General features: G+C 53.4%; 14 protein-coding genes. 4 read left to right on the top strand and 10 right to left on the bottom strand.

Annotated features, from left to right (window positions below; translation table 11 throughout):
• Positions 1-40: 40 nt before the first annotated feature.
• Positions 41-631: a GTP cyclohydrolase II gene (ribA, locus tag L977_RS19660; RefSeq protein ID WP_008501210.1), complete on the top strand. Its 591-nt coding sequence runs from the start codon at positions 41-43 to the stop codon at positions 629-631.
• 36 nt (positions 632-667) lie between these two features.
• Here ribA and acnA read toward each other — a convergent pair whose 3' ends face one another.
• The 6 genes from acnA to topA form a co-directional block, all read right to left on the bottom strand.
• Positions 668-3343: an aconitate hydratase AcnA gene (gene acnA / locus L977_RS19655; protein WP_023338386.1), complete on the bottom strand. Its 2676-nt coding sequence runs from the start codon at positions 3341-3343 to the stop codon at positions 668-670.
• A gap of 163 nt (positions 3344-3506) precedes the next feature.
• On the bottom strand, positions 3507-3605 hold the full coding sequence (gene ymiC / locus L977_RS25115) for a small membrane protein YmiC (protein ID WP_014884088.1): 99 nt from the start codon (positions 3603-3605) through the stop codon (positions 3507-3509).
• 138 nt (positions 3606-3743) lie between these two features.
• On the bottom strand, positions 3744-3914 hold the full coding sequence (locus L977_RS24795; RefSeq protein ID WP_032629003.1) for a hypothetical protein: 171 nt from the start codon (positions 3912-3914) through the stop codon (positions 3744-3746).
• A gap of 2 nt (positions 3915-3916) precedes the next feature.
• Entirely contained in the window at positions 3917-4057 is a 141-nt protein-coding gene (locus L977_RS23350; RefSeq protein WP_213391151.1) for a YmiA family putative membrane protein, read from the bottom strand.
• A 338-nt stretch (positions 4058-4395) separates the two neighbouring features.
• Positions 4396-5370, bottom strand: a complete 975-nt coding sequence (gene cysB / locus L977_RS19650) for an HTH-type transcriptional regulator CysB (protein WP_006175683.1) — start codon at positions 5368-5370, stop codon at positions 4396-4398.
• 187 nt (positions 5371-5557) lie between these two features.
• Complete coding sequence (gene topA, locus L977_RS19645) at positions 5558-8155, bottom strand: type I DNA topoisomerase (RefSeq protein ID WP_023330550.1); 2598 nt, start codon at positions 8153-8155, stop codon at positions 5558-5560.
• Positions 8156-8554: 399 nt separating this feature from the next.
• Between topA and L977_RS19640 the strand changes: the two genes are divergently transcribed.
• Positions 8555-8806 (top strand): YciN family protein, encoded by a 252-nt coding sequence (locus L977_RS19640; RefSeq protein WP_003856804.1) that lies wholly within the window; start codon positions 8555-8557, stop codon positions 8804-8806.
• 34 nt (positions 8807-8840) lie between these two features.
• On the opposite strand, the gene sohB is transcribed toward L977_RS19640, so the two are convergent.
• Positions 8841-9887 carry a protease SohB gene (gene sohB / locus L977_RS19635; protein ID WP_045135521.1) on the bottom strand — a complete coding sequence of 349 codons (1047 nt, stop codon included), beginning with the start codon at positions 9885-9887 and terminating at the stop codon, positions 8841-8843.
• 251 nt (positions 9888-10138) lie between these two features.
• Here sohB and L977_RS19630 point away from each other — a divergent pair, with 251 nt between their 5' ends.
• Together L977_RS19630 and cobO are read left to right on the top strand one after the other, a co-directional pair.
• Positions 10139-10900 (top strand): YciK family oxidoreductase, encoded by a 762-nt coding sequence (locus L977_RS19630; protein ID WP_014884093.1) that lies wholly within the window; start codon positions 10139-10141, stop codon positions 10898-10900.
• Entirely contained in the window at positions 10897-11487 is a 591-nt protein-coding gene (gene cobO / locus L977_RS19625) for a cob(I)yrinic acid a,c-diamide adenosyltransferase (RefSeq protein ID WP_023337380.1), read from the top strand. Before L977_RS19630 ends, cobO begins: the two co-directional genes overlap by 4 nt.
• A gap of 35 nt (positions 11488-11522) precedes the next feature.
• Here the strand turns inward: cobO and rluB are convergent, their stop codons facing one another.
• From rluB to L977_RS19610, 3 genes are all read right to left on the bottom strand, one after another.
• Entirely contained in the window at positions 11523-12401 is an 879-nt protein-coding gene (gene rluB, locus L977_RS19620; protein ID WP_014884095.1) for a 23S rRNA pseudouridine(2605) synthase RluB, read from the bottom strand.
• Between the two features lie 96 nt (positions 12402-12497).
• On the bottom strand, positions 12498-13118 hold the full coding sequence (locus L977_RS19615; protein ID WP_003856793.1) for an L-threonylcarbamoyladenylate synthase: 621 nt from the start codon (positions 13116-13118) through the stop codon (positions 12498-12500).
• Positions 13115-13396 (bottom strand): S-adenosylmethionine tRNA ribosyltransferase (locus tag L977_RS19610; protein ID WP_047626720.1); only part of this gene is annotated, 282 nt, incomplete at its 5' end. The genes L977_RS19615 and L977_RS19610, both read right to left, overlap by 4 nt.

Below are 13396 nucleotides of genomic sequence, written 5' to 3'. Positions count from 1 at the left end.
CGCAAGACACGAAACGTGTCAGCCTACTCTGGAGAATCACATGCAGCTTAAACGTGTGGCAGAAGCCAAACTGCCAACCCCATGGGGCGATTTCCTGATGGTGGGGTTTGAAGAACTGGCAACCGGACAGGATCATGTTGCGCTGGTCTACGGCGATATTTCAGGGCAGACGCCGGTGCTGTCCCGCGTCCATTCGGAGTGTCTGACCGGCGATGCGTTGTTCAGCCTGCGCTGTGATTGCGGTTTCCAGCTGGAAGCTGCCCTTTCTCATATTGCCGAAGAAGGCCGCGGTGTGTTGCTCTATCACCGTCAGGAAGGCCGTAATATTGGCCTGCTGAATAAAATCCGCGCATACGCGCTGCAGGACCAGGGCTACGATACGGTAGAAGCCAACCATCAGCTCGGTTTTGCCGCCGATGAACGTGACTTCACCCTGTGTGCGGACATGTTCAAGCTGCTGGGCGTCGACGAGGTTCGTCTGCTGACGAACAACCCGAAAAAAGTGGAAATCCTCACCGAAGCGGGAATCAACATTGTCGAACGTGTGCCGCTGATTGTTGGCCGCAACCCGAAAAATGCCCACTATCTTGATACTAAAGCCGCCAAGATGGGCCATCTGCTGAAAGAGTGAAAGTAAAAAGCCCGGCATAAGCGCCGGGCTTTTTTATCAATCGAGCATCTTACGAATCACATAGTGTAAAATGCCGTCGTTCTGGTAGTAGGTCAATTCGGTTGCCGTATCAATACGGCACCGGCAGTCCAGTACCTCCGTCTTCCCGTCAGCTCGCGTCAGCTTAACCGGCACCGTTTTACCCGGCTGCAGGTTTTGCAGACCACTAATATCAATCTGCTCTTCTCCGGTCAGCCCCAGCGTTTTACGGGTTACGCCCTGCGGGAACTCAAGCGGCAGGATCCCCATGCCGATGAGGTTCGAGCGGTGAATACGTTCAAACGACTCGGCGATCACCACACGAACGCCCAGCAGCCGCGGCCCTTTCGCCGCCCAGTCACGGCTGGAACCGGAACCGTACTCTTTCCCGGCAATCACCGCAAGCGGCGTACCTTCCTGTTGATATTTCACGGCTGCATCGTAAATCGACACGACGTCCGTCCCCGGCAGATGGCGCGTCATCCCCCCTTCCACCCCCGGAACCATTTCATTACGAATGCGAATGTTGGCAAACGTGCCCCGCATCATGACTTCATGGTTACCGCGGCGCGAACCGTAGGAGTTAAAATCGCGGCGCTCCACTCCACGGCTTTGCAAATAACGGCCCGCCGGGCTGTCGGCTTTGATACTCCCCGCCGGAGAGATATGGTCAGTGGTGACAGAATCCCCCAGCATGGCCAGGATGCGCGCCCCATGAATATCTTTAAGCGGCGCAGGCTCGGCGAGCATCTCATCAAAGAACGGAGACAGACGAATATAGGTCGAGTCATCCTGCCAGTCATAGGTGTCCGACCCCACGACATTGATGGTTTTCCATTCCGGCGTGCCTTCGAAGACCTCCGCATACTCTTTGCGGAACATCTCGGTAGAGACCTTTTCAACGGCCATCGCAATTTCACGCGAGGACGGCCAGATATCTTTCAGGTAGACGGGATCGTTCTTGCGGTCGTGACCAATCGGATCGGTCACCAGGTTAATGTTCATGTTCCCGGCCAGCGCATAGGCCACCACCAGCGGCGGCGAAGCAAGCCAGTTGGTTTTCACCAGTGGATGAATACGCCCTTCAAAGTTACGGTTGCCGGAAAGAACGGCGCCTACCGTCAAATCGCCCTGCTTGATCGCCGTTTCAATGGGCTCAGGCAGCGGACCGGAGTTACCAATGCAGGTCGTACAGCCATACCCCACGAGGTTAAAGCCCAGCTCATCAAGATAAGGCGTCAGCTTAGCCTGCGCCAGGTAATCCGAAACCACTTTGGAGCCCGGCGCCAGCGAGGCTTTGACCCACGGTTGAGGTTTCAGACCCAGTTCAACCGCTTTTTTCGCCAGCAGACCGGCCGCCATTAAAACACTGGGGTTTGAGGTGTTGGTACAGGATGTGATGGCGGCAATCACAACCGCCCCGTCCGGAAGTTGATATTGATGGCCGTTCAATACATAGTCGATGGGACGATGGTCTTTCTTCGCCACGTTGACTTCCAGCTCATTGCTGGCGGCAAAGGCTTTCGGCACGTCTGTCAACGCGACGCGATCCTGCGGACGTTTTGGCCCGGCTAGGCTTGCCTCAACGCTGCCCATATCAAGCTCAAGCGTACTGGTAAATACCGGTTCATCGCCCGGATTGCGCCACATGCCCTGCGCTTTGGTATAGGCCTCTACCAGCGCCACCTGCTCTTCGCTGCGTCCGCTCAGACGCATGTACTCCAGCGTGACGTCATCAATTGGGAAAAAGCCACAGGTTGCGCCATATTCTGGTGCCATGTTGGCAATGGTCGCCCGGTCAGCCAGGGGCAGCGAATCCAGCCCGTCCCCGTAGAACTCAACAAATTTACCCACCACCCCATGCTTACGCAGCATCTGGGTAACGGTGAGTACCAAATCGGTCGCGGTAATGCCTTCTGACAGTTTTCCTGTCAGCTTAAAGCCCACGACATCCGGAATCAGCATGGAGACCGGCTGACCGAGCATGGCGGCTTCCGCTTCGATTCCGCCGACACCCCAGCCCAGCACGCCGAGGCCGTTAATCATGGTGGTGTGGGAATCTGTACCCACCAGCGTATCCGGATAAGCCACCCACTCTTTGTCCTGTAATTCGCTCCAGACGGCTTTACCAAGATACTCAAGGTTAACCTGGTGGCAAATACCCGTGCCCGGTGGAACCACGCTAAAGCGGCTGAATGCCTGCTGGCCCCACTTCAGGAAAACATAACGTTCGTGGTTACGCTCCATCTCCAGACGGACGTTCTCGCCAAAGGCATCGTCATCACCGAAATGGTCAACGGTCACGGAGTGGTCAATCACGAGGTCAACGGGGGAAAGCGGGTTCACTTTGGCCGTATCGCCGCCGAGGCGTTTAACCGCCTCGCGCATCGCGGCGAGATCCACCACGGCAGGTACACCGGTAAAGTCCTGCATCAGGACCCTTGCCGGGCGGTAGGCAATTTCTCTGTCGGCATGGGCATGCTTCAGCCACCCCGCCAGAGCCTGGATATCATCGAGCGTGACGGAATCACCGTCCTGCCAGCGCAAGAGGTTTTCCATCAGAACTTTCAAGGACTTGGGTAAACGCGAAATGTCCCCAAGCGTTCTGGCAGCCAGCGGCAGGCTATAGTAATGCCAGGTTTTATTTTCTGCCTGTAATGTGTCCTTACTGGCTTCGCGTAGGGTTAACGACATAAGCTCCTCCTTAATTACAGAGATGTCCTGACAATCATCAGGGCCGTAATTAAAGATAACACAAAGATGTCGTAACGTTTTGATAACAACCCGAATTGATAAATTTAGGAATGGTCCAGAGGACGTCAAAACAAAAAACCCCGCCGCAGCGAGGTTTTATCATTTAGCGGATGGCCAGCCAGATGAGCTGACTCCAGAACAGGATCGACAGGGTAAACACGCCAATCCATGACCAGTATTTGTGAGACGTCATGTTATTCATCATAGGGACACCAGGCATTATTTATTAAACATTCCGAGGCAGGTCCTCAGTGCGATATTGCTGATGTGTATTTATTAAAGAGTACAAAGGTGCATAGTCGTTATTCAGACCCAATGCATCATTACGCAAAAAACTAAATTATTGTTTTTTGGGTTCGTCTTCCGCGAACACATCAATAAAGGCTTGCTGCTGCGGCGTCAGTTTCCAGGATGCAGGCACAACTGTCGCAGGAGCCTTACGTCCTTTATGGACAGTGTCATGACGCTGACACATCTGTTTTACCGTTTCTGTACGTACCGTCACTGCCATATTCAACCCCAATATTTCCAGGCCAGGAGAGCAACCATCAGCCAGAACAGGGCGGAGACGAGAAAGACCGCCAGCCAGGCTTTACGCTTGAGCGCAGGATCCCTTTGCGGTTCTTCACTTCCTGAAGGCATTGCTAACCTCATACAATCGATATCGCTTATCATTTAGGACCAAACAATTGGTACAATTAATCATCTGTTGAGATAAATCCTAAAGAAACTTTAGCCGAAAAGCCAGTGAATTTACGCATCCGGAGGTATGAAATATTCATTCTTTTGACCACAAATAAATATTTGAAAAGAAAAATTTGCGTAGCCGTTAATTAGTTTCTATTTTTGTCGCCAATTCACGACATTAAAACCATACAAAATAAAAGGATAATGACAATATATGGCAGGGAGAGCGCAGATGATGATAATTCTAATTTAGCTTTAAGGCGGTATTTCGGTATCTTTCCGTTAGGGAAAGATACCGGGTGTGATTATTTTGCGGGGAGTTTGATGTCTTTAAACATCTCTTCAATATCTTCATTTGAGCGTAATGCAACGGCGGTATCCACCACGTCACGCGTTAAATGCGGGGCAAAGCGCTGAATAAAATCATACATATAGCTACGCAGGAAGGTACTGCGACGGAAGCCAATTTTTGTGGTGCTGTGGCTGAAAATATCGTGTGCATCAAGACGTACCAGATCAGGGTCTGACACCGGGTCGACCGCCATGCTGGCAATAACGCCCACGCCCAGACCAAGCCGTACGTAAGTCTTGATGACGTCGGCATCGGTAGCGGTAAAGACAATGCGTGGGGTTAACCCGGCACGGTTAAACGCAGTATCAAGCTCGGAACGTCCGGTAAAGCCAAACGTATAGGTGACTAACGGATATTGCGCCAGCTCTTCAATCGTCACCGACCCTTTCCCCGCCAGCGGGTGATCGGGAGTCACTACGATCGATCGGTTCCAGTGATAGCACGGAAGCATTACCAGATCGTCATACAGGTGGAGCGCTTCCGTCGCGATGGCAAAATCGGCATTCCCTTTCGACACCGCTTCAGCGATTTGCGTCGGTGACCCCTGATGCATATGCAAAGAGACGCGCGGATAACGCTCGATAAAGCCCTTAATGACGCCAGGTAATGCATAGCGCGCCTGGGTGTGCGTGGTGGCAATATACAGCGAGCCTTTATCTGGCCAGGTATGTTCTCCTGCAACAGATTTAATCGCATCGACTTTGGAGAGGACTTCACGCGCAATGCGAATAATTTCCTGCCCCGCTGGCGTCACTTGCGTAAGGTGCTTACCGCTACGGGCGAAAATCTGAATACCTAATTCATCCTCCAGCATGCGAACCTGCTTGCTGATGCCCGGTTGCGAGGTATATAGCCCCTCGGCAGTAGAAGAGACATTAAGGTTGTGATTCACCACCTCAACGATATAACGAAGCTGCTGTAATTTCATGCCAGACCATCCGATTTAGCGCACGCGGTCAATCGCTTAAGACGATTTGATAATAAGAAATGGGTTAACTATAACCACTATATCATTTATAGCCTGACTGTATAGTACGGAACAAAAAATAATAATAAGGTAATAAAAAAGGGCCGGAAGTCCGGCCCTTTCACTGATAAGTGACGGTCAGGCAAGCTTATTTCTTGCCTTCAACCCATTTGCCATCGACAAAGAAGGCGGACCAGCCGGTCGCTTTGCCCTCTTTCTCTGCCGCCACGTACTGCTGCTTCGTTTTACGGCTAAAGCGAACCACCGTCTTATTGCCTTCAGGATCCTGCTGTGGCGCATCGGCCAGGTAACGCAGTTTTTCTGGCAGACGGTCACGGAATCGGTGCAGTTCTTCTACCAGCGGCGCACGTGTTTCACGCGATTTCGGGAAGGTGTTGGCCGCCAGGAAGACACCCGCAGCACCATCACGCAGCACGAAGTACGCGTCGGATTTTTCACACGGCAGCTCTGGCAACGGAACCGGATCTTCCTTCGGCGGAGCCACTTCACCGTTACGCAGAATTTTGCGCGTGTTTTTACACTCGTCGTTGGTGCACGCCATGTACTTCCCGAAACGCCCCATTTTCAGGTGCATTTCAGAGCCACACTTCTCGCACTCCACAATCGGGCCGTCATAGCCTTTAATGCGGAATTCACCTTCCTCAATCTCATACCCGTCACACGTTGGGTTATTACCGCAGACGTGCAGCTTACGTTTAGGATCGATCAGGTAGCTGTCCATCGCCGTGCCGCATTTTTTGCAGCGGCGTTTAGCACGCAGAGCGTTGGTTTCCGCATCCTCACCTTCCAGCACGTTGAGAACTTCGTTCTCCGGCACCAGGTTGATGGTGGTTTTGCAGCGCTCTTTTGGCGACAGCGCATAGCCGGAACAGCCGAGGAAGACGCCCGTGGTTGCCGTACGAATACCCATCTTGCGGCCGCAGGTTGGGCAGTCGATGCTGGTCAGAACCATCTGGTTAGGCAGCATGCCGCCCTCTTCAGGATCTTTCTCCGCTTTTTCAAGCTGGTTGGTAAAGTCGCTGAAGAAGCTGTCGAGAACCTTCTTCCACTCCGCCTTATGGCTGGCAACCTCGTCGAGGCTGTCTTCCATTTGCGCGGTGAAATCGTAGTTCATCAACTCGCGGAAATTAGCTTCCAGACGGTCGGTGACGATCTCACCCATTTTTTCCGCATAGAAACGACGGTTTTCAACTCGAACGTAGCCGCGATCCTGGATCGTCGAGATGATTGACGCGTAGGTCGATGGACGACCAATACCGCGTTTTTCCAGCTCTTTCACCAGCGACGCTTCACTAAAGCGCGCAGGCGGCTTGGTGAAGTGCTGAGCAGGAACGAGATCAACCAGAGAGAGCTCATCTCCCTTGTTCACCGCTGGCAGCGTACGGTCTTCATCACCTTTACGCAGCGCAGGCATGACTTTTGTCCAGCCGTCGAAACGCAGGATACGACCGCGCGCTTTGAGACGGAAGTCGCCCGCACCGACGGTCAGCGTCGTGGAGTCATACTTCGCAGGCGTCATCTGACAGGCGACAAACTGACGCCAGATCAGCTGATACAGCTTCTGGGCGTCGGCTTCCATATCTTTCAGCGACTCGGCTAACACAGAGACATCAGAAGGACGAATCGCTTCGTGCGCTTCCTGAGAGTTCTCTTTGCTGGCGAATTGATTGGCGCTTTCCGGCAGGTATTTTTTACCGAAGTTATCACTGATATAACCGCGTACCATGTTTACCGCATCCTGGCTCAGATTCGTTGAGTCAGTACGCATGTAGGTGATGTAACCCGCTTCATACAAGCGCTGGGCCATCATCATGGTTTTCTTCACGCCATAGCCAAGGCGCGTACTCGCCGCCTGTTGCAGGGTAGACGTGATAAACGGCGCGCCAGGTTTACTGCTGGTCGGTTTATCTTCACGTTCCAGCACCTGATAGCGTGCTTTTTCCAGCAACGCGACGGCAGCCATGGTCTGGTCACGGTTTTCAGGACGGAAAGGCTTATCGTTCTGATGGCTCACCTGCAGTGGCAGAGCGTCACCGCCCGGCGTGGTCACATTGGCGTCAATTTCCCAGAATTCTTCCGGCACGAAGGCTTTAATTTCGCGTTCACGCTCAACGACAAGACGCACGGCGACGGATTGCACACGTCCTGCGGACAGGCCACGGGCAATCTTTTTCCACAGCAGTGGAGAGACCATATAGCCTACAACGCGGTCCATAAAGCGACGCGCCTGCTGGGCGTTGACACGGTCGATGTTCAGCTCGCCAGGCTTCTCAAACGCCTGACGAATCGCATTTTTTGTAATTTCGTTAAACACTACGCGACTGTAGCGTTTGTCATCGCCCCCGATCACTTCCCGCAGGTGCCATGCAATGGCTTCCCCTTCGCGGTCAAGGTCGGTTGCGAGATAAATGTGGTCTGCTTTTTCAGCCAGCTGCTTCAGCTCGTTAACGACTTTCTCTTTTCCGGGCAGCACTTCGTATTGTGCATCCCAGTTGTGCCATGGGTTAACACCCATGCGGTTGACAAGCGCGCTACGTTCATCCTTTTTAGGCTTTTTAGCCCCTTTGGTGGAGGTAGAGTCTGCGCTCTTTTTGCTGGCTGAGCCACTGGTCGGCAAATCGCGGATATGACCCACGCTGGACTTAACCACGTAGTCATTACCCAGATACTTATTGATCGTTTTGGCTTTTGCCGGGGACTCAACGATGACGAGAGCTTTACCCATATTCACCTTTACCTAATTTAATTCTTCCAGGAATACGCCGCACGTTGATTTCCCTTCCGCTGACGACGAGCCAATGATATTGCGGCTGCGTCAGGAGATATCAACCCCTTTGTCCTACCGGGTGTCTGAGGAAAGACGCCCAGGTGATTGAGTTATCGGGTATTTTTCTCACACCTCGTATAATTCGTGACGAGTTCCCGGTCGAATGTCAAGCAATTCTGTTGCCAGAATGACGAAAGCGCACACTCTACCTGATAAAATTCGTTACGCAACTTTATTAGCATGCAAAAGCAAATCCCGCCAACCTGCCCCCTGTATCTTATCCCCTCACAAAACAGGGAAAATTTGCCCCCAAAACGGCCCCGGCGTAGACTATTGTCACTGTTTAAGGAGTGGATTATGCAGAATACGACCCAACCTATTGACCGAGCCTCTCTGCTTATCGAAGCAAATAAGCTTATCCGTGACCATGAAGATACCCTGGCGGGCATTGAAGCCACCGGTGTAGAGCAGCGTAATGGCGTGCTGGTTTTCAGCGGCGAATACTTCCTTGACGAACAGGGATTACCCACCCCAAAAAGCACCGCTGTGTTTAATATGTTTAAATACCTGGCGCATACGCTTTCTGAAAAATATCACCTGGTCGATTAATGCAAAACGCGAGGCATATGCCTCGCGTTTTTGCTTACAGCAGCGGTTTTTGTCCGCGCTGTAGCCAGCGAAGCAGCAGGCGATCTGCGCTTTCCGCTGCACTGTTGGTAAATCGGTCCATCAGGCGCTTACGCTGGGTGAACCGCACGCCTATCAGCTCCCTTCCGTCCATCAGGTTGAGCAGCAGATCGTCGCTGGTCCCCACTTCATCAACCAGCCCTTTTTCCTGCGCCTGAATACCGTACCAGTGTTCGCCTGTCGCGACCTGCTCAATATCCAGCGTTGGGCGCATACGGTGTACGAAATCTTTAAACAGGTGGTGCGTTTCGTTGAGATCCTCACGGAATTTTTGGCGCCCTTCTTCCGTATTTTCCCCCAGCAGCGTCAGGGTACGTTTGTACTGACCCGCCGTGTGCAGTTCGATATCAATCTCTTTATTCTTCAGAAAACGGTTAAAGTTTGGGATCTGTGCGACCACGCCGATAGAGCCAATGATGGAGAACGGTGCCGCAACAATTTTGTCCGCCACGCAGGCCATCATATAGCCACCACTTGCCGCGACTTTATCTACCGCCACGGTAAGCGGGATCTGCTTTTCTCGCAGACGCTGTAGCTGAGAAGCGGCCAGTCCGTAGCCGTGCACAACGCCGCCTGGGCTTTCAAGACGCACCACCACTTGATCCTGCAGAGTGGCCACGGCCAGAACGGCAGTCACCTCTTCCCGTAGCGAAGCGACTTCATGCGCATCCATACTGCCTTTAAAATCGAGTACATAGACGCGAGGCTTCGCGTCAGACTGTGGCGTTGCAAGCTTAGCTTTCGCCTTTGCGGCTTTGGCTTCCTGCTTGTGCTTTTTCTTCTGGGCCTTCAGCCATGCCTTCTGTTGATGGCTATCAAGCAGTGAGAGGGACATGTCTTCCTGCATCTCTTTGTACTGCTCGCTCAGACGGGTAATGCGTAACTCCCCACGCTGACGTTTGCGCTGCGTGAGATTGACAATCAGAACGGCAACGACCGCAATGGCAATCACCACCGTCGCGATTTTAGCCAAAAACAACCCATATTGAGAAAGTAATTCCACGCGTTCCACCTTGATTTAACCACGAATCTTTCACGGCAGTGTACAACAGCCCTGCCTTTGCGTCTCGCCCGTGACATTACCTGTGCGAGCCATCTTCAGGAATCCCCGCCCGGCGGTTTAAATATTTGCAAATTGTTAATTTTACAGTAATACGTCCTGTAGACTGATTGAATTCTCACGCTAATTCGGGCATAAAGCCGAAAAGTCATTATGAAGGCGCCATTGAGTCACCGTGCGCCTGAGGAGTCACCGTGCACTATCAACCGCAAAAAAACCTGCTGCAGAACCGGATCATTCTTGTCACCGGTGCCAGCGCGGGTATTGGTCGCGAAGCGGCCCTGACATATGCTGAATATGGCGCGAGCGTTATTCTGATCGGTCGCAACGAAGAAAAACTCAAAGGTGTCGCTCAGGAAATTGAAGCGGCAGGTGGCATACCGGCCCCCTGGTATACTCTTGATTTACTGACCTGTACGCCAGCGGTATGTCAGGAATTAGCCCAACGTATCAGCACCCATTATCCACGTCTGGACGGTGTGCTGCATAACGCCGGGTTGTTAGGCGAAGTTCGTCCAATGGATGAGCAGGATCCTGATATCTGGCAGCAGGTCATGCAGGTTAACGTCAACGGCACCTTTTTCCTCACCCAGGCCTTACTTCCTTTATTACTCAAATCCGAGTCAGGCTCTCTGGTCTTTACCTCTTCCAGCGTAGGCCGTGAGGGGCGCGCAAACTGGGGGGCATATGCTGTCTCTAAATTTGCGACCGAAGGTATGATGCAGGTGCTGGCGGAGGAATATCAGAGCCGCCATCTGCGCGTAAACTGCATTAATCCGGGCGGAACACGCACCAAAATGCGCGCCAGCGCGTTCCCGACAGAAGATCCGCAGAAGCTGAAAACCCCGGCCGATATTATGCCACTCTATCTCTGGCTAATGGGCGACGACAGCCGTCGCAAAACCGGAATGACTTTTGATGCCCAACCGGGCCGTAAACCGGGGATTTCGCAATGAGTGAAGAACGTCACCAGCAGCGCCAGCAGCGTCTGAAAGAACAGGTTGATGCGCGCATTGCGTCAGCCCAGGACGAGCGAGGGATCGTCATCGTATTTACCGGCAACGGCAAAGGCAAAACCACCGCCGCGTTCGGCACCGCCACCCGCGCCGTCGGACACGGGCAAAAAGTGGGCGTAATCCAGTTTATCAAAGGCGAATGGCCCAATGGGGAGCGCAATTTGCTGGAACCTCACGGCGTTGAGTTTCAGGTGATGGCAACCGGTTTTACGTGGGACACGCAGAACCGGGAAACCGACACCGCAGCCTGCCTTGCTGTCTGGGAGCACGCCAAAAGAATGCTGGCCGATCCGACGCTCAATATGGTGCTACTGGACGAGATCACCTATATGGTCGCCTACGACTACCTGCCGCTGAATGCCGTGCTGGATGCACTGAAAAACCGCCCTGCACATCAGACGGTAATCGTCACGGGTCGTGGGTGTCATCGGGATATACTGGAACTGGCAGATACCGTCAGCGAGCTGCGTCCGGTCAAGCATGCATTTGATGCAGGTATCAAAGCGCAGCCTGGGATTGATTACTAAAGAAAAAAGCCCGGTGCGTTCACCGGGCTTTTAGATTAACCGTTGTTATTCCGGCTGCCAGAGCGACGGTTGCTGCTGTTCACCTGGCTATGGCGTTTCACCGCACGACGGATCTGGTTCGCCTTCATACGACGACGATCTTTCTCCACCGCCACTTTTGAGGTGGTTTCCGGCGTGAGCCCCACCAGCTCGCGCAGGTAGTTGGTCTGGGTCAGATCCAGTTCGGTATAGCCGCCACGCGGCAGACCTTTTGGCAGCAGAATGTCACCGTAACGAACGCGAATCAGGCGGCTAACCTGAACCCCTACCGCTTCCCACAGACGACGCACCTCGCGGTTACGCCCCTCTGTCAGGGTGACGTTGTACCACTGGTTAATCCCTTCACCACCGGTAAATTTGATGGTTTTAAACGCTGCAGGACCGTCTTCCAGCTGAACGCCACGCGACAGGTCGCGCAGTTTATTTTCATCAACCTGGCCGAAGACACGCACGGCATATTCACGTTCCACTTCACGGCTTGGGTGCATCAGACGGTTTGCCAGCTCACCGTCGGTGGTAAATAGCAGCAGGCCGCAGGTATTAACGTCCAGACGACCCACGGCAATCCAGCGCGCACCTCGCAGTTTAGGCAGACGGTCAAACACCGTCGGGCGACCTTCCGGGTCGTTGCGGGTACACAGCTCGCCTTCCGGCTTATAGTAAGCCAGCACGCGGCAAATCTGTTCAGCAGACTCTTTCACGGAGATAAGATGACCGTCGATGCGGATCTTGAGCCCCGGTACGATTTCTACGCGGTCACCCAGCGTGGCGATTTTACCGTCCACACTCACGCGGCCCGCTTCAATAATGGCTTCGATTTCACGGCGCGAACCGTGGCCGGCGCGCGCCAGCACTTTCTGTAACTTCTCGCTCATTGAGCTTCCTCAGGTGTCGCCTTCACAGGCGTCGAATCAGGTCAAAAGAGGGCCTGGCCCTGCTTTGATGGCCGCGTAGTATATCTGCTTACACCTCTACAAGAAAGGCTTAACATCGCCCACGCCTTCACGAATCACTTCTGGCGCATCTTCGGTTAAGTCGACCACGGTGGTCGGTTGCTGACCAAGATAGCCGCCGTGAATAATCAGCTCAACCACCTTCTCCAGACGATCTTTGATCTCTTCCGGGTCGGACTCGGTAAACTCACTTCCCGGCAGCATCAGCGAAGTCGAGAGCATCGGTTCGCCGAGGGTTTCCAGCAGCGCCTGCGCGATCGGGTTCGACGGTACGCGCATCCCGATGGTTTTCCGTTTTTCCTGCAACAGGCGGCGCGGAACCTCTTTCGTCCCTTTCAGGATGAAGGTGTAGTTACCCGGCGTGTTGTTTTTAATCAGGCGAAACGCCACGTTATCAACATACGCATAGGTCGACAGCTCAGAGAGATCGCGACACATCAGCGTAAAGTTATGGCCGTCCGGAAGCTGGCGAATACGGCAGATACGCTCCATCGCCCCTTTGTCTTCAATTTTGCAGCCCAGCGCGTAGCCAGAATCGGTCGGGTAAACAATCACGCCGCCTTTGCGGACGATCTCCACGGCCTGATTGATCAGACGTGGCTGCGGGTTATCCGGATGAATATAGAAAAACTGACTCATACTTCCCTCTCTTCAATTTGCTGCGGCTGTTCCCAGAGCTGCCAGACCGGCTCAACGCCTGCCGGTAACCAAAGCTTGCGCCCCAGTTCAATCCACGCGCAGGGCTGATGGAAATCAGAGCCCTGCGACCCTGTCAGGCCGAACTGGCGAGCATAAGTCGCCAGCTGCGCGCGCTCATTGGGTGCCTGCTGACACTGGGCGACTTCCATCGCCTCGCCACCGCATTCAGCAAAGTGTGCCAGCAGTCTTTTCAGCCATTTAGCAGAAAGATTATGTTC

The organism is Enterobacter sp. ZOR0014, assembly GCF_000798855.1.
GTDB classification, from domain to species: domain Bacteria; phylum Pseudomonadota; class Gammaproteobacteria; order Enterobacterales; family Enterobacteriaceae; genus Enterobacter; species Enterobacter kobei.
Note: the sequence above shows the minus strand (reverse complement) of the source record. Positions and strands in the feature narration are given on the sequence as shown.